Annotated in this window: 15 protein-coding genes and 1 riboswitch; of the genes, 11 read left to right on the top strand and 4 right to left on the bottom strand. The window is 71.8% G+C overall.

What is annotated here, in order from left to right; translation table 11 throughout:
* The first annotated feature begins 787 nt into the window (after positions 1–787).
* From eno to OSB71_RS20440, 9 genes are all read left to right on the top strand, one after another.
* Entirely contained in the window at positions 788–2068 is a 1281-nt protein-coding gene (gene eno / locus OSB71_RS20480) for a phosphopyruvate hydratase (protein ID WP_265950095.1), read from the top strand.
* 127 nt (positions 2069–2195) lie between these two features.
* Positions 2196–2675: an FtsB family cell division protein gene (locus OSB71_RS20475; protein ID WP_265950093.1), complete on the top strand. Its 480-nt coding sequence runs from the start codon at positions 2196–2198 to the stop codon at positions 2673–2675.
* 161 nt (positions 2676–2836) lie between these two features.
* Positions 2837–3373, top strand: coding sequence for a DUF501 domain-containing protein (locus OSB71_RS20470; protein ID WP_265950091.1), 537 nt, complete (start codon positions 2837–2839; stop codon positions 3371–3373).
* On the top strand, positions 3370–4326 hold the full coding sequence (locus OSB71_RS20465) for a Ppx/GppA phosphatase family protein (protein WP_265950090.1): 957 nt from the start codon (positions 3370–3372) through the stop codon (positions 4324–4326). Before OSB71_RS20470 ends, OSB71_RS20465 begins: the two co-directional genes overlap by 4 nt.
* Positions 4327–4513: 187 nt before the next feature.
* The gene (locus OSB71_RS20460; protein WP_265950088.1) at positions 4514–5725 is read left to right on the top strand and encodes a helix-turn-helix domain-containing protein; all 1212 of its coding nucleotides are present in this window, start codon (positions 4514–4516) and stop codon (positions 5723–5725) included.
* 95 nt (positions 5726–5820) lie between these two features.
* Positions 5821–6297, top strand: coding sequence for a recombinase family protein (locus OSB71_RS20455; protein ID WP_265950086.1), 477 nt, complete (start codon positions 5821–5823; stop codon positions 6295–6297).
* Positions 6298–6308: 11 nt separating this feature from the next.
* Complete coding sequence (locus OSB71_RS20450; RefSeq protein WP_265950085.1) at positions 6309–6674, top strand: hypothetical protein; 366 nt, start codon at positions 6309–6311, stop codon at positions 6672–6674.
* 400 nt (positions 6675–7074) lie between these two features.
* Complete coding sequence (locus OSB71_RS20445; protein ID WP_265950083.1) at positions 7075–7215, top strand: hypothetical protein; 141 nt, start codon at positions 7075–7077, stop codon at positions 7213–7215.
* A gap of 11 nt (positions 7216–7226) precedes the next feature.
* Complete coding sequence (locus OSB71_RS20440) at positions 7227–8390, top strand: methyltransferase domain-containing protein (protein ID WP_265950081.1); 1164 nt, start codon at positions 7227–7229, stop codon at positions 8388–8390.
* 141 nt (positions 8391–8531) lie between these two features.
* Here OSB71_RS20440 and OSB71_RS20435 read toward each other — a convergent pair whose 3' ends face one another.
* Entirely contained in the window at positions 8532–8837 is a 306-nt protein-coding gene (locus OSB71_RS20435; RefSeq protein WP_441005705.1) for a hypothetical protein, read from the bottom strand.
* A gap of 340 nt (positions 8838–9177) precedes the next feature.
* Positions 9178–10077: a peptidoglycan-binding protein gene (locus OSB71_RS20430; RefSeq protein ID WP_265950079.1), complete on the bottom strand. Its 900-nt coding sequence runs from the start codon at positions 10075–10077 to the stop codon at positions 9178–9180.
* Between the two features lie 233 nt (positions 10078–10310).
* Here OSB71_RS20430 and OSB71_RS20425 point away from each other — a divergent pair, with 233 nt between their 5' ends.
* Positions 10311–11567: an IS256 family transposase gene (locus tag OSB71_RS20425; protein ID WP_265950077.1), complete on the top strand. Its 1257-nt coding sequence runs from the start codon at positions 10311–10313 to the stop codon at positions 11565–11567.
* Positions 11568–11635: 68 nt separating this feature from the next.
* Complete coding sequence (locus OSB71_RS20420) at positions 11636–12193, top strand: GNAT family N-acetyltransferase (RefSeq protein ID WP_265950076.1); 558 nt, start codon at positions 11636–11638, stop codon at positions 12191–12193.
* A gap of 896 nt (positions 12194–13089) precedes the next feature.
* Here the strand turns inward: OSB71_RS20420 and OSB71_RS20415 are convergent.
* Positions 13090–14046, bottom strand: coding sequence for a ribonucleotide-diphosphate reductase subunit beta (locus OSB71_RS20415; RefSeq protein ID WP_265950101.1), 957 nt, complete (start codon positions 14044–14046; stop codon positions 13090–13092).
* Between the two features lie 71 nt (positions 14047–14117).
* The gene (locus OSB71_RS20410) at positions 14118–16499 is read right to left on the bottom strand and encodes a ribonucleoside-diphosphate reductase subunit alpha (protein ID WP_265950074.1); all 2382 of its coding nucleotides are present in this window, start codon (positions 16497–16499) and stop codon (positions 14118–14120) included.
* Between the two features lie 121 nt (positions 16500–16620).
* Positions 16621–16749, bottom strand: a riboswitch (cobalamin riboswitch).
* Between the last annotated feature and the right edge of the window lie 115 nt (positions 16750–16864).

Below are 16864 nucleotides of genomic sequence, written 5' to 3'. Positions count from 1 at the left end.
CCCCCCCCCCCCGCCCCCCCGCCCCCCGGCCCCCCCCGGCCCCCCCCCCCCCCCCCCCCGGCCCCCCCCGGCCCCCCCCCCCCCCCCCCGCCGTGCCCGGCCTGCCCCGCCCGGCCTGCGCGTCGCGCACGGCCTCCCTGCCCCGCGCGGCCCGTCTGCCGCGCGTGACGCGCGCGGTCTGTCTGCCGCGCAGTGCCAGGCCGCCGCGCCCGGCACGTCTGCCACGCATGGCCCGCGCGGCTCGTCCGCCCCGCACGGCCTGCCTGCCGTGCGCGGCAGGCACGCCTGTCTGCCACGCGTGGCGTGCCCATGCCCGTCCGCCACGCGTGGCGCGCGGTCTGTCTGCCGCGCACTGCCCGGCCGCCGTGCCCGGCCCGTCTGCCGCGCACGCCGCGCACGGCCGGCACGCCGCGCACGGGACCGCACGGCCGCGCGGTCCGCGCGCCGCGCCGGGGTCTCGTGCGGACCGCGTGGTCCCCACGTGTACGACCCGTACGGCTCGCGTGGCCTGCCCGCCGCGCGCGGGCCGCGCGGCCGACCCGCCCCGGGGGCGCCGGTTCCGCGCGGTGCGGGCAGCGCCCCGCGCCGCCGGCCGACGCGGCACGGCGAACCCGTCCGTACGGCGAGACGACCCCTTTTCTTCACCAGTTGAACAAAACGGCACCACCGCTGTGAGCTGCGTCTTCGACGCTTCCGGCGGGCGCCCGGCCGGGCCGTGGCGCCCGCGCGTCCACCGGGACCGCTAGGCTCTCGCCCAGGAAGACCGACTCACCCGAAGGAGACACTCGTGCCGTCCATCGACGTCGTCGTAGCCCGCGAGATCCTCGACTCGCGAGGCAACCCCACCGTCGAGGTCGAGGTCGGCCTCGACGACAGCAGCACCGGCCGCGCGGCCGTGCCCTCCGGCGCCTCCACCGGCGCCTTCGAGGCGCTGGAACTGCGCGACGGCGACAAGGCCCGCTACGGCGGCAAGGGTGTGGAGAAGGCCGTCCTCGCCGTCATCGAGCAGATCGGCCCGGAGCTCGTCGGCTACGACGCGACCGAGCAGCGCCTCATCGACCAGGCGATGCTGGACCTAGACGCCACCCCCGACAAGTCCTCGCTGGGCGCCAACGCCATCCTCGGGGTCTCCCTGGCCGTCGCGCACGCCGCCTCAGAGGCGTCCGACCTGCCGCTCTTCCGCTACCTCGGCGGCCCGAACGCGCACCTGCTGCCGGTGCCGATGATGAACATCCTCAACGGCGGCTCGCACGCCGACTCCAACGTGGACATCCAGGAGTTCATGATCGCGCCCGTCGGCGCCGAGTCGTTCTCCGAGGCGCTGCGCTGGGGCACCGAGGTCTACCACGCGCTGAAGGCCGTCCTGAAGGAGCGCGGCCTGTCCACCGGCCTCGGCGACGAGGGCGGCTTCGCCCCGAACCTCGGCTCCAACCGGGAGGCGCTCGACCTCATCCTGGACGCCGTGCGGAAGGCCGGCTACACCCCGGGCCGCGACATCGCGCTCGCCCTGGACGTCGCCGCCTCCGAGTTCTACAAGGACGGCGCCTACCAGTTCGAGGGCCAGACCCGCAGCGCCTCGGACATGACCGCGTACTACGCCGAGCTCGTCGAGGCCTACCCGCTGGTCTCCATCGAGGACCCGCTGTACGAGGACGACTGGGAGGGCTGGCAGACCATCACCGCCCAGCTCGGCGACAAGGTGCAGCTCGTCGGCGACGACCTGTTCGTCACCAACCCCGAGCGGCTGCAGCGCGGCATCGACGACAAGGCCGGCAACGCCCTGCTGGTGAAGGTCAACCAGATCGGCTCGCTCACCGAGACCCTCGACGCCGTCGAGCTGGCCCAGCGCAACGGCTTCAAGTGCATGATGTCGCACCGCTCCGGCGAGACCGAGGACGTCACCATCGCCGACCTGGCCGTCGCCACCAACTGCGGCCAGATCAAGACCGGCGCCCCGGCCCGCTCCGAGCGCGTCGCCAAGTACAACCAGCTCCTGCGCATCGAGGAGATCCTCGACGACGCCGCGGTCTACGCCGGTCGCAGCGCCTTCCCGCGCTTCCAGGGCTGACCGGAAGGGCGACGGCCCCCGCGCCGTACCCGGGCGTCCCGGCCCGCGGTCCCGTACCGTGTGGCCGGGACGACGGGCGCAGGGCCCGGCGCCGACACCGCGCAGACACAGCCACCAGGGAGGCGACGTGGCCCCGAAACGGGAACCGTCCGCCACGACGACCCGGATCAAGGCCCTCGGCGAGCAGGCCGCCGCCCGCGTCTACCGCGCCCAGAGCCGCCGGCTCCGCCGCACGCCGCGCCGCGGCAGGCTCACCGGGCGCGCCGCGCTGCTGGCGCTCGTCCTGTGCTCGCTGATCGTGGCGCTGGCGTACCCGATCCGCCAGTACGTCTCGCAGCGCGCCGAGATCGCCGAGCAGCGCGGCCAGGCGGAGCGCACGGCCGCCCGGGTGGAGGAGCTCCGGGACCTCAAGGCCCGCCTGCGGGACCCGGCCTACGTCGAGCAGCTCGCCCGCGAGCACCTGCACTACGTGCGGCCCGGCGAGCGCGGCTACGTCGTACGCGAGGAGGGCCCGCGCGAGACGCACCGGCCGAGCGACGACTCCGCCGCCGACCGCCCCTGGTACCGCAACCTCCTGGACGGCATCGACCGCGCCGACCGCCCCTGACGCCACCGGCCGCCCACCGGCCACCCGCCACCGGCTCCGGCCCTGGCCCGGCGTCACGGCGCCGCCGCCCGGAACCGCGCGAGCCGCCCGCCCACCGCACCACCCGCCCACCGCACCACCGCCCATACGCACGCACCCCGCCCGGAAGACACCCGCCCCGCATGGACACTCCGCCGCCCCCGACCGACCCCGCGCCGCCCACCGAGGCGGACGTCGCCGCCTTCCAGGCACAGCTCGGCCGGCCCCCGCGCGGTCTGCGCGCCATCGCGCACCGCTGCCCCTGCGGCCAGCCCGACGTGGTCGAGACCGCGCCCCGGCTCCCCGACGGCACGCCGTTCCCCACCACGTACTACCTGACCTGCCCGCGCGCCGCCTCCGCGATCGGCACGCTGGAGGCGGAGGGCGTGATGAGGGAGATGACCGAGCGGCTGGCCACCGACCCGGAGCTGGCCGCCGCCTACCGCGCCGCCCACGCGGACTACCTCGCCCGCCGCGACGCCATCGAGGTGCTGGCGGGCTTCCCCAGCGCGGGCGGCATGCCCGACCGCGTCAAGTGCCTGCACGTCCTCGTCGCCCACTCGCTGGTCGCGGGCCCCGGGGTGAACCCGCTCGGGGACGAGGCGATCGCACTGCTGCCCGAGTGGTGGCGCAAGGGGCCCTGCGTGCGGCCCGACGTTCCCGAGGAGGACTCCCGATGACGCGCGTCGCCGCCGTGGACTGCGGCACCAACTCCATCCGCCTGCTGGTCGCCGACGTCGACCCGGCCACCGGCGAGGCCCGGGAGCTCGACCGGCGCATGCGCGTCGTGCGGCTCGGGCAGGGCGTGGACCGCACCGGGCGGCTCGCGGCCGACGCGCTGGAGCGCACCTTCGCCGCGTGCCGGGAGTACGCCGACGTCATCGGCTCCCTGGGCGTGGAGCGCACCCGATTCGTCGCCACCTCCGCGACCCGGGACGCCGAGAACCGCGCCGAGTTCGTGCGCGGCGTGTTCGACCTGCTCGGCGTGGAGCCGGAGGTCGTCACCGGGGACCAGGAGGCCGAGTTCTCCTTCACCGGCGCCACCCGCTCCCTGACCGGCCCCGGTTTCGCGGCGCCCTACCTCGTCGTGGACATCGGCGGCGGCTCCACCGAGCTGGTCGTCGGCTCCGAGGGCGTGGAGGCGGCCCGCAGCGTGGACATCGGCTGCGTGCGCATGACAGAGCGCCACCTGGTGCGCGACGGGGTGGTCAGCGACCCGCCGACGGCCGAGCAGGTCACCGCCATACGCCGTGACGTGGACGCCGCCCTCGCCCTGGCCGAGCAGACGGTGCCGCTCTCCCGCGCCCGCACGCTCGTCGGGCTCGCCGGCTCGGTGACCACCGTCGCCGGGATCGCCCTGGAGCTGCCCGAGTACGACCCGGCGCGCATCCACCACTCCCGCGTCGGCCTGGACCGCGTCCGCGCGATCACCGCCCGCCTGCTGGCCTCCACCCACGCCGAGCGCGCGGCCATCCCCGTCATGCACCCCGGCCGCGTCGACGTCATCGCCGCCGGCGCGCTGATCCTGCAGTCCGTCATGGAGCGCTGCGGCGCCTCCGAGGTCGTCGTCAGCGAACACGACATCCTCGATGGGATCGCGCACAGTTGCGTCTCAGATGATCACGCCATCTGACCAGGGATAACGCGCACATTTTCGGCACCCCCGGGGGGAACGACCGCCGGGGGCGCCGCCGCGTCCGCCGTGTCGAGCGGCGCAGAACGGGCACGCTCCGTAGAACGGAGCAGACCACGGCAGCCACCCGGACGGCCCTACCATCGGAAGCTAGCCACCATGCCCGAGTACCTGCTGAGGTGAACGTGTGAGCAACTGGGCTGATCTGACGACAGGCAAGCGCATCAAGGCCCTACGGGGCACCGACCTGACACAGCAGGAGCTCGCGGAAGTCGCCGGCGTCTCGTACGCGCTCATCCAGAAGGCCGAGCAGGATCGCGGCGAGCTGTCCGTCGGGTCCCTGCTCAAGCTCGCCGCCGCGCTGCGCACCGACGTGGCCGTGATCCTCGGGCAGCAGGCACCGCGCCGCGGCATGGACCGTGGCAGCCGGACCGCGCTCCGGCAGCTGTCCGACGCCGTGCACGAGAGCGCGCTCGGCGAGTGGGAAGAGCTCGACGAGCCGAGCAGCGTCGATGAGCTCGGCCGCGTGCGCGACCTCGCGTGGGCCGCGTACTGGGACAGCGACACGGCCCGCGTGGCGACGCTCGCCTCGCAGGTGCTCATGGAAGGGCAGATGCGGTACGCCGCGGCGACCGGCGACGAACGCGACCGCCTCGCGCCGATCCTCGCTAGCACGTACCGCGTCGCCGCCTCGACCGCGAACGGCTTCGGACACCGAGACCTCGCCCTGTCCGCGCTCACGTCCGCGAAGCTGCTCGCGAAGCAGGCCAGCGATCCCATCATGGGCGCGCTGCTCGAGTCCACGCTGTCGTGGATCTACCTACGCGGGGCGAAGATGCCGCGGGCCGTCTCCGTCGCTGAGCGCGCCGCCCTCGCGATCGAGCCGTCGTTCAGCCGGGCGTCTCAGCCGGAACTACTCGCGTACGGTCGGCTGATGATCTCGGCCGCCGTCGCCGCGTCCCGCCGTGAGGACGAGAGCGCGGCCGACGACTACATCTCGCAGGCGCACGCCGCCGCGGCGCGGCTCGGCACCGACGTGAAGCTGTACGGAACGTCGTTCGGGCCGACGGCGGCGAAGACGGAAGCCGTCGGGATTCACGTCGCGCTGAAGAACTACGGGCGGGCGCTCAAGCTCGCCGGGCAGCCGGACATGCAGCTTCTACCGGCGAGCATGTCGAAGGTGGCGCGCAACCGCTACAAGCTCGACGTTGCCCTCGCGCAGTGCTCGGCTGGCCTGCATGACAAGGCGGGTGACACGCTGGTCGAGGTCGGCCTCGACGCCCCGGAGTGGGTGAAGCATCAGGCGTTGCCGGGGGTGATCGGGCAGCGGATCGCGAAGGTGTCGACGGCGCGCGTGCGGAACATCAGCGAGTTGATCGGCGTCCCGTTGATCGCATGACTCTTACGGAGCGTAGGAGTTGACTGCTCGTCGGCTGCGGCGGGTCCTATGCTCCGTCTCTTCACTATGTGTGATTGTGGCGCCACAATTGGCGCATGGTCAGCACTGAGAGCGGATCGCAGCAGGGGCCAACTACGCCCCGTAGAACCGAAGGTGAAAGGAAACGACGGCAGCAGCTCGCCGACGGCGCCGCTGGCATCATGCCGAGCGAGGCCGACGCACCGAAGGGCGTCGACCGCTTCCGCGTCGTGATCTACCTGTGCGCAGCCGCGAACACCAGCCTCACCGCACCGCGCCGGGAGTGCACCGAGTACGCCGCCGCGTTCGGCTGGGAAGTCGCCGACGTGATTGAGGACCGTTTCGGCCTGCTTCCCCCGGATGGGCGCGACGGCCTCGCCCGGGCCCTCGACATGGTCGAGGCGAAGGAAGCCGGCGCCGTCCTTACTCCGTGGCGGTCGATGATCGTGACGGTTCCGCAGGAGTACGATGAGGTCGCCCGCGACGTTGAGAAGCGCGGCGGGTTCCTTCATGTGATGGACTCCGACCGGTCCCGCCGTCGCCTGCCATGCTGAGCGCGCCGGTCATGCTGGGAAAGGTCACCGCGGGTTTCTGGTGTGAGTGGTGGTACGACGACTCGACCGCGCCGGAGCCGCGCCGCGTACAAGCCCTGCCCGTCGCCGCGCCGCAGAACGCGTTGCGGTGGGCCCGGGCCGGACTCGGCGTCATCGCGTCGGCCCTCGAGGAACCGGCATCGTCGTACGTGTTCGACTGGTTGGGCTCGGACCCGCGGCAGGCCGAGCAGCAGCTCGCCCGCGGGGAGCCGTTGACGTTCACCGTGACGTGCCGCGAGACGCGGTTCGAGTGGACGGCCCGCCCGGTTACGTTCCTGCCGCTCATCGGCGGCATACCTCGCCCGCACGGCGCCCGCGGGGGTGCGCCGTGTGAGTGAAGCCAATGGAGCTGCGGGCCCGCTTCACGTTTGAGCGCGGGGCGTGCCACCGGTGCGAGCGTACGGGGCTGCCCGTGGCGCAGCTGGGCACGATGGAGGCCCGGGGCATGACGGTGCCGTTCCGTGCCTGCCACTGGTGCATCTTCCGTATCGAGCAGCTGCATTGGGTTGAGGCCGAGCGCGCTCGGCTGCGCGCCGGCGGGCTCCTGCCGAAGCAGCAGCCGCGCCACCATCCACCGAAGCGGCGGGCGTTGTGCGTGCCCGGAATCCCGCTGCGCGTCGGCGTCTGCTCAAGGCGTCCGCCTAGTCTCCGCCTCCGTCGGGCTCGACATAGGGTCGCCCGGTCGAGGCGGGTTGCAAGAAGCACCACCAGGAGCACGACCTACAGGGAGGTAGGAACGTGGAATCTCAGCCGTGGATCATCAGTGCCGACGGGGGTAACCCGCAGGACGACAGCGACAGCGGCAACAAGCACGGCGGTGGCGGTTCGGACGAGGGCGGCAACACCTCGGACGGCTCCGGCCCGGCGGACGGCCAGTGAGTGAGCACGCTGTGAAGGAGGCCGGCCCTTCAGGGCTGGCCTCCGGCCTACTCGAAAAGGGCGCGCTCGTCTCCGACTGGCTGCCCGCGTTCAAGGCCGTCCCGCGTGATGCGTTCGTGCCCGACCGGCTGTGGCCGGGTACGGCCGGAGGGAACCGGCAAGGCACCCTCATCGACCGGAACACGGACCCGGCGCGGTGGTGGGGGCTGGTCTACAGCGACCGGCCGCTCACGACGCAATGGGACGACGGCGCGCACAGCGGCGACGACAAGGGTCGGTCGCCGACCTCGAGCAACAGCATGCCGACGATGGTGTTCGCGATGTTGCGCGAGCTGAGCGTCGAGCGCGGTTGCCGCGTGCTCGAGATCGGCACGGGTACGGGCTGGAATGCCGCGCTGCTCGCCTACCGGCTGGGGCCCGACAACGTCGTCACGGTCGAGGTCGATCCGGTCGTCGCGGAAGAGGCACGGCGCCGGCTCGACGCGGTCGACCTGCTGCCTGTGTCCGTCGTGGGCGACGGCGCGCAGGGCTACCCGGACGGGGCGCCCTACGAACGGATCATCGCAACGTGCGGCCTCTCGCGGGTGCCGTACGCGTGGGTCGAGCAGGCGCGGTCCGGCGCGGTGATCGTCGCCCCGTGGGGTCCGCCGTACGGCGGGCAGGGCGTCGTACGGCTGACGGTGGGCGAGGACGGTACGGCGTCCGGGCCGCTGGTCATGTCGTCGGCGTTCATGCGTCTACGCGACCAGCGCGACACGTTCCCGCCGACCGCGTCGTTCCCGGGCGCCGAGCAGTGGCCGGCCGACGGCGAGCAGCGCACCTCTGCCCTGTCGCCCGACGACATGGGGGCGTGGTTCCACATGTTCACGCTCGGCGTGCAGCTGCCGGACGTGTTCTGTCGCGTCGAGTGGGGCGAGGGCAACGCGTACCGGCTGTGGCTGCTGGAGATGTCCGGCCAGTCGTGGGCGACGGCGGACTACGCGGACGGCCGGAGCGAGTACGGCGTCGTCGAGTACGGGCCGCGGCGGCTGTGGGCTGAGGCTGAGGCCGTCATGTCGTGGTGGCGTGAGCAGGGCGAGCCGCGGTTCGAGCGATACGGGCTGACGGTCACGCCGCAGGGTCAACAGGTCTGGCTCGATCGGCCCGACAACTTGGTACCCGTGCGGGTGCCGTAGAACTCCGTCGCGTCCCGTCCCCCCCCGTGCGGGATGGGCGGAGAGCGGGGCCCCCGGTGTGCGCAAGCTGGGGGGCCTCGCGTGAACGCAGAAAGCGCTCCCACGCGGCCCGTTGCGGGCCGCGTGGGAGCGCTTGCGGTGTTACTTGGTGGCGAACTGCCACAGGGACAGGAGCAGGCTGCAGGCGGCGACCAGGGCGGCCATGGACGGCAACGGCCACTGTCGGCGCTCGAGGGCGTCGAGGCGGGCTGTGCCGCGCTTCTGGCGTTCGGTGTCGCCGCGCTCGAGAGCGTCGAGGCGGGCGTCGTGCGCGTCCATGCGAGTCGCGTGTTCCTTGAGCTGTTCGTCGCTCTGGTCGTGCCGCTGCACCAGCAGCGCGAGGGCGCCGTCGGTACGGGTGAACCCGACCTCGATCGTTCTGCGGATGCGCTCGAGCTCGAGGGCCACGGAGGCGGGGTCGGATGGGGTCGGTGCAGTCACTCCGTACCGCCCCCGGGCGGCTGCTCGGCGGTGTCCTTCGCAGCCACGCGGGCAGGAACCGTTGCACGGTCGGGGAGTTCATCACGCGCGTGATGCCGGCCGCGACGGCGAGGGCGAGGGCGTACCCGGCGGCGGTCTCTGGCACGTCCAGGGTGGGGAGCAGGATCGGGAGCGCGGCGGCGAGGCCGACGATCCTTTGTACGACGGTGCGGACCGTGCGGCGGGTCGAGTCGTTCACGGGAGGTCCGTTCGTGGGCGGTGCCCGCTCCGCGGCGTGGTGCCGGCCAGGGCGGGCCGGGGCGGGTGGCTACGCGGCCACCTGGAAGCCGTGGCGGCGGCCGAGCGTCGACAGGGACGCGCGGCCGGGGATGCCGTCGGCGGCGGCGCCGGAGTACCCGCAGCGGCGCTGCCACCGGGAGTACGCGGAAACCGTCTTGGTGCCGAAATGGCCGTCGACGTACCGGCGGTCGAGCAGGCCCTCGGCGGCGAGTGCTTCCTCGACGACGCGGGCGCCGCTGTAGCTGACCGGCGTTCCGGACTTGGGCGGGTCCTGGCGGGCGGCGGCGCGCAGCTTGGACAGGTCGACGGTCGTTCGGTCGCCGGGCAGGGTGCCGAGCAGCTTCCGCAGGCTGGTCTCTCCGGGCACGCCGTCGGCGTCGGCGCCGTGGTAGCCCAACGACAGCTGATACGCGCGGTAGTTAGCGGTGTCGGCGTCCGTCCAGTTCGGGCCCGGGCCGACCTTGTACGCGTCGCCGAAGCCCCTCGAAACCAGGGCGCGGCCGACGGCCGTCACGTGGTCGCCGTGCGCGCCGTCTCTCAGGTCGAAAAACGCGCCCTTGACCTGCTCGTTCTCCTTGAGGACGGCGGCGCCGAGTCCGATCACGGCCAGCGGTACGGCGGCGAGCGCTCCGGTCGCGGCCACGGCGGCGCCCGACAGGGCCATCGTCGACGTGCGGGCGGCACCGATCGCCGGGCCGATCCCGGCGAGGCCGGCGCGGGCTTCCTCGGCGCCTGTGCCGATACCCTCGCCGAGCGATGCGCCCATGTCGGCGCCCGCGGCGGCGAACCTGCCGCGCGTGTCGCGTAGGCGGCCGTCGGTGTCGCGCTGTAGCCCTTCCATAGCGCCTTGGGTGCGGGTCACGCCACGCTCCGCGCCGGAGTCGTCGAGGTCGATAAACCCGACCAGTTCGCCAATCGTGAGCGCCACGGGCCGCACCTTCTATGAAGTTGTGCGGGCGCGCTCAGCGCCCGGTGAGTCGTGCTATCTCGGCGGAGTCGGTGACCTCGCGGGGCGTCTTCCGCCACGCCTCAGCGAAACGGGACTCGGAGCAATGCTCAGGACCTGTGGATCAGCCCCGGGAGGACGTACCTTCCCGGGTGATTGATCGATAGGTCACCGAGCAAGGCCGACGTTGCAGCGTCGGCCGGGAAGGCACGTCCGTGCTCAGCGTAGTGAACGACGACGGCACCACCGCCAACGGCTCCTCCTTGATCGACGAGATCGTCCGGGAGGGCGCGAAGCGGATGCTGGCCGCGGCACTGGAGGCCGAAGTCGACGCCTATATAGCAGAGTTGGCGCACGAGAAGGACGAGCGGGGGCGCCGGCTCGTGGTTCGCAACGGTCGCCACCAGCCGAGGAAGGTCACCACCGTCGCGGGAGCCGTCGAGGTGCGGGCCCCGCGCGTCAACGACAAGCGCATCGATGAGGCAAGGGGTGAGCGCAAGCGGTTCTCTTCAGCGATTCTCCCGCCCTGGTGCCGCAAGTCGCCGAAGATCAGCGAGGTGCTGCCGTTGCTCTACCTGCACGGTCTGTCCTCGGGCGACTTCGTGCCCGCGCTGGAGCAGTTCCTTGGCAGCTCGGCGGGCCTGTCACCGGCGACGGTCACCCGGCTCAGTCAGCAGTGGCAGGCGGATCACCGAGCGTTCGGCGAGCGCGATTTATCCGGCAGCGACTACGTCTACGTGTGGGCCGACGGCATTTACCTGCGCATACGCCTGCGGGAGACGAGATCGTGCGTGCTCGTACTGATGGGCGTGCGCGCGGACGGCACCAAGGAGCTGATCGCCATGAGCGACGGCTACCGCGAATCGGCCGACTCATGGGCCGACCTGCTGCGCGACTGCCAGCGGCGCGGGATGCGCGCCCCTGTGCTGGCGGTCGGCGACGGCGCACTCGGCTTCTGGAAGGCTCTGACCGAGGTCTTCCCCGAGGCCCGCCATCAGAGGTGCTGGGTTCACAAGATCGCCAACGTTGCGAACGCCCTGCCGAAGTCCGCTCAGCCCGGGGCGAAGAAGGCCCTGCGGGAGATCTACAACGCCGAGGACCGCGACCACGCGATCAAGGCCGTCGCCGCGTTTGAGAGGGCCTACGGGGCGAAGTTCCCCAAAGCCGTCAAGAAGATCACCGACGACACGGACGAACTGCTCGCGTTCTACGACTTCCCTGCCGAGCACTGGATCCACCTGCGCACCACGAACCCCATCGAGTCCACCTTCGCAACGGTCCGGCTCCGCACGAAGGTCACGAAGGGCGCCGGCAGCGCGGCCGCCGCCTTGGCCATGGTCTTCAAGCTGGTGGAGTCCGCCCAGCAGCGGTGGCGAGCCGTGAACGCGCCCCACCTCGTGGCACTGGTCCGGGCCGGGGCCCGCTTCGAGCGGGGCATCCTCATCGAGCGATCCGCCGACCGCGCGGCATGATCACCACCGACATCCGTCGGCCGGAAAACCGGTGGCAGGCCCGGCCAGCCCGTGGCGAAGATCGCGGCATGTCCAACTTCCTGGAGACCGACCGGCTCGTCCTGCGCGCGTTCACGACGGCCGACACCGACCACCTGCTCGCCCTGGGCAACGACCCCGAGGTCATGCGCTTCATCAACGGAGGCCGTCCCACCAGCCGCGAGGCGATCGAGACGAGGGTCCTGCCGCGACTGATGCACGACTACCCGTGCTGGAGGACCCGCGGCTACTGGGCCGCGCAGGAGAAGGCCACCGACACCTTCCTGGGGTGGTTCGAGTTCCGGCCGCTGGAGGAGCACAGCCCCGCCGTGGTCGAACTCGGCTACCGGTTGAACCGGGCGGCATGGGGGCGCGGCTATGCCACTGAGGGGGCCCAGACCCTGATCCACAAGGGGTTCACAGACCTGGAAGTCGAGCGGGTCACGGCGAACACGATGGCCGTCAACACCCGTTCCCGCCGCGTCATGGAGAAGTCCGGCCTGTCCTTCGTCCGGAACTTCACCGGGGACTGGCCGGAGGCCATCGAGGGCTCCGAACATGGTGAAGTCGAGTACGAACTCACCCGGACCGAGTGGGAACAGCGGTAGACGTCAACGGCCCAATCCACAGCTCTTGACAATTTCTCACACTCATCCGCAGTTCGATAGTTCCTCGGTTTGCGCAGCCACGAGCGGCAGACGTGGGGTGTCGGTCACCCAACGCTGGTAGCGCGACACTGCCCATTTTGGGCGGTCTATTCCGGACAACCCTCCTCCGTAACCGGTACGCCACCAGTTATTGAGAGAGTCGCGAAAAACCAGGAAACCTTCTCTCGCTAGGAGTTGAGCTTGCGAAGTGGAGATTCTTAAGGTTACTCGGGTGCAGGGTTGTATAGTTTGCGCCAAAGTGACGAAGGGTGGGTGCCCGGGGTAGTATTCCTCTTGTTCGGTGGTGGTATCGTAAATAGGTCGCAGGCTCCGATTTTCAAGCTCGAGCTGCTGATCTGCCTTATTGGGAGTCGAAGTTATGGCCCAGCTAAATTGTGCCGCCTCCTTGATGTTCGCTTCTTTCTCTTGTTGCTTCGTGTCTGCGTACGCCAATAGGGCTAGGATCAGAGCCGGAATTGCGATGAGAGCACTGATTCCTACGGAAATGTTGTTGATCCAGACGGTCCCCCTACCTTCACCTGCGCGCCTGATATTTTCTTGTGTCGTCCGCCGCCTTGGCAGGCGTGGTCGCCGTCTAGGGTGGGCGTAGCTGGATCGTCCGCGACTTCGCTTCGGGTGCATGGCTGCACCTTGAAGAAAGAACTACGTCCCCGTTGCAGTTTTCGCTATCAGCGAAGCGTGGAGGGGGAAATGCCCGACGGCATCGCGCGGTCCGTGGCCTGCGCGCCGGAGTAGCCGGAGCAGGTGGCGGGGCGGCCGGGGGCAGCGGGACTCTGCCGGGTGGGCGCCGGGGCGGACGCGTGGTGCGGCCGCCCCGGCCGAGGTGCGGGAGCGGGTCAGAACTCGTCGTCGAAGGAGACGGTGCCCTCGACGGCCACCTGGTACGCCGACGGGCGGCGTTCGAAGAAGTTCGTCAGCTCCTGGACGTCCTGGAGGTCCATGAAGGGGAAGGGGTTCGCCGAGCCGAACACCGGGTCCAGACCCAGCCGGGCCAGGCGCTGGTCGGCGACGCACTCCAGGTAGGCGCGCATCGACTCGGTGTTCATGCCCGGCAGTCCCTCGCCGCACAGGTCGCGGGCGAACCGGAGCTCGGCGTCGACCGCCTCGCGGAGCATGGCCGTCACCTCACGGCCCAGCTCCTCGTCGAAGAGGTCCGGCTCCTCGGCGCGGACGGTGTCGACTACGTGGAAGGCGAAGTCCATGTGGCAGCTCTCGTCGCGGAACACCCAGTTGGTGCCGGTGGCCAGGCCGTGCAGCAGACCGCGCGAGCGGAACCAGTAGACGTAGGCGAAGGCGCCGTAGAAGAACAGGCCCTCGATGCACGCCGCGAAGCAGATGAGGTTGAGCAGGAAGCGCCGCCGGTCGGCCTTGGTGCGCAGGGCGTCCAGGTCCTCCACGGAGTCCATCCAGCGGAAGCAGAACCGCGCCTTCTCCCGGATGGAGGGGATGTTCTCCACGGCCGCGAACGCCTGCGCGCGCTCGTCCGGGTCGGGCAGGTAGGTGTCCAGCAGCGTCAGGTAGAACTGGACGTGCACGGCCTCCTCGAAGAGCTGCCGCGACAGGTACAGGCGGGCCTCGGGCGAGTTGACGTGCCGGTAGAGGGTGAGCACCAGGTTGTTCGCCACGATCGAGTCCCCGGTGGCGAAGAAGGCCACCAGGCGGCCGATGAGGTGCTGTTCGCCTGGGGAGAGCGTGGCCAGGTCGGTGACGTCGGAGTGCAGGTCGACCTCCTCCACCGTCCAGGTGTTCTTGATCGCGTCGCGGTAGCGGTCGTAGAACTCCGGGTACCGCATCGGACGCAGGGTCAGCTCGAAGCCGGGGTCGAGCAGGTTCTTCACGGGTGCGGTCGGGGCGGTCGGGGCGGTCACTGGCAGGCCTCGCAGGTCTCGGGGTTTTCCAGGGAGCAGGCGACGGCGTCCTCCCCGCCCGGCGCCCGCTGCGGCACGGGCGCCTGCTCGGGGGCGGGTGCCTGCGCCGGCACGGACGCCGCGCCGCGCGCCGACTGCGCGATGCGGGTCGCGGGGCGCGAGCGCAGGTAGTACGTCGTCTTCAGGCCGCGCTTCCACGCGTAGGCGTACATCGAGCTGAGCTTGCCGATGGTCGGCGCGGCCAGGAACAGGTTCAGGGACTGGCCCTGGTCCAGATACGGCGTGCGGTCGGCGGCCGTGTCGATGAGCGCCCGCTGCGGGATCTCCCACGCCGTGCGGTACAGCTCCCGCAGCTCGGCCGGCAGGCCGGGCAGCTCCTGCGCGGAGCCGTTCGCCTCGCGCAGCGCCTGCCGGGTCCGCTCGTGCCACAGGCCCAGCCGCTTGAGGTCGTCCACCAGGTAGGCGTTGACCTGGAGGAACTCACCGCTGAGCGTCTCGCGCTTGAACAGGTTGGACACCTGCGGCTCGGTGCACTCGTACACGCCCGCGATCGAGGCGATCGTCGCCGTCGGCGCGATGGCCAGCAGCAGCGCGTTGCGCATGCCGGTGCGGGCGATCCGCTCCCGCAGCGCGGCCCAGCGCTCGGGCCAGGCGGGCTCGGCGTCGGGGTAGTGGTCCGGGTGCAGGACGCCGCGCGCGGCCCGGGTCGACTCCCAGGCGGGCAGCGGGCCGTGGCGCTCGGCGAGCCGCGCGGAGGTCTCGTACGCGGCGAGCATGACGCGCTCGGAGATCCGGGTGGACAGCGCGCGGGCCCGGTCGGAGCCGAAGGGCAGGCGCAGCCGGAACAGCACGTCCTGCAGGCCCATCAGCCCCAGGCCGACCGGGCGCCAGCGCGCGTTGGAGGCGGCCGCCTGGTCGGTCGGGTAGTAGTTGACGTCCACGACGCGGTCCAGGAACGTCACGGCGGTGCGCACGGTGGCGTCCAGCCGCTCCCAGTCCACCTCGCCCGCGTCGGTCAGGTGCGCGGCCAGGTTGACCGAGCCGAGGTTGCACACGGCCGTCTCCCCGTCGTCGGTCACCTCCAGGATCTCCGTGCACAGGTTGGAGGAGTGGATGACGCGGCCCGGCTCGGCGGTCTGGTTGGCGGTGCGGTTGGCGGCGTCCTTGAACGTCATCCAGCCGTTGCCGGTCTGCGCGAGGGTGCGCATCATGCGCGCGTAGAGCTGGCGGGCCGGGACGGTGCGCTGGGCCAGGCCGGCCGCCTCGGCGGCGCGGTAGGCGGCGTCGAACTCCGCGCCCCACAGGTCGGGCAGCTCGGGCACGTCGCTCGGGGAGAACAGCGACCACGGGGCGTCCGCCTCCACGCGGCGCATGAACTCGTCCGGGATCCAGTGCGCCAGGTTGAGGTTGTGGGTACGGCGCGCCTCCTCGCCGGTGTTGTCGCGCAGTTCGAGGAACTCCTCGATGTCCGCGTGCCAGGTCTCCAGGTAGACGCAGGCCGCGCCCTTGCGCCGCCCGCCCTGGTTGACGGCGGCGACCGAGGCGTCCAGCGTGCGCAGGAACGGCACGATGCCGCCGGAGTGGCCGTTGGTGCCGCGGATCAGGGAACCCCGGGCCCGGATGCGGGAGTAGGCGATGCCGATGCCGCCGGCGTGCTTCGACAGCCGCGCCACCTGGTGGTAGCGGTCGTAGATGGAGTCCAGCTCGTCGCGCGGGGAGTCCAGCAGGTAGCAGGAGGACATCTGCGGGTGCCGGGTGCCGGAGTTGAACAGCGTGGGGGAGGACGGCAGGTAGGCCAGGCCGCTGGTCAGCCGGTACAGCTCGGCCACCTCGGCCACGGCCTCCGTGCTGTCGTCGGCCGCCAGACCGCACGCCACGCGGAGCCAGAAGTGCTGCGGCGCCTCGATCACCTGCCGCGTGACCGGGTGGCGCAGCAGGTAGCGGGTGTGCAGGGTGCGCAGGCCGAAGAACTCGAACCGGTCGTCCGCGCCGTCCGCCTCGGCCCGCTCCACCAGGGCGTCCAGCGCCTCGGCGTGGGCGGCCACGAAGGCGGCCGTCCGGTCGGCGATCAGCCCCTGGCGGTGCCCCAGCGCGACGGACGCGGAGAAGGACGTGGCGCCCTGGCCGGCCGCCTCCTCGCGCACCGTGAGCGTCAGCAGGCGGGCCGCGAACCGGGCGTACTGCGGTTCCTCGCCGATCAGTCCGGCCGCCGCCTCGATCGCCAGCGCGCGCAGCGCGGCCTCGTCGGAGCCGGGCTGCCGGCCGCGCAGCGCGGCGGCGGCCACCCGGCCCGGCTCGGTGGCGGGCAGGTCGGAGCTCACCTCGGTGAGCGTGCGCAACAGCAGTGCTGAGGCGGGCTCTGCGGGTGCGATGGTCACGTGCGTGCTTCCCCTCGTTCGGCTTCGGCCCCGTGGGGAGGCGGCAGGCGCACGCGGCGGCGCGCTGCCAGGGCAGGGCTCGCCGGCGTTCCCGTCCACCGGCCCATCCCACGGGGCCCGGACGCGTACGACGCCGTCGGCAGGTACTCGGGCTTGCGGCGGCACGCCGAAAGGCGCCGCCCACACCGTTGCGGGACAGCTCCGGACTCCCACCGGATTCCCCTGCTGCGACAGCGGGATGAGCATACATGTGGTGGTGGGCACGCGCGGACGCCCTAGATGTTGTGTCGCCGCGTCGGACGCCGCGGGGCGGTCGCGCGACGGGCTCCGCTGTGCGACGGCTCCGGGCGCCCTGTCCGGGCGCG

This window comes from Streptomyces marinisediminis (assembly GCF_026262575.1).
Taxonomy (GTDB): Bacteria; Actinomycetota; Actinomycetes; order Streptomycetales; family Streptomycetaceae; genus Streptomyces; species Streptomyces marinisediminis.
The sequence above is the reverse complement of the archived record's forward strand: the minus strand, read 5'-3'. Positions and strand labels throughout refer to the sequence as shown.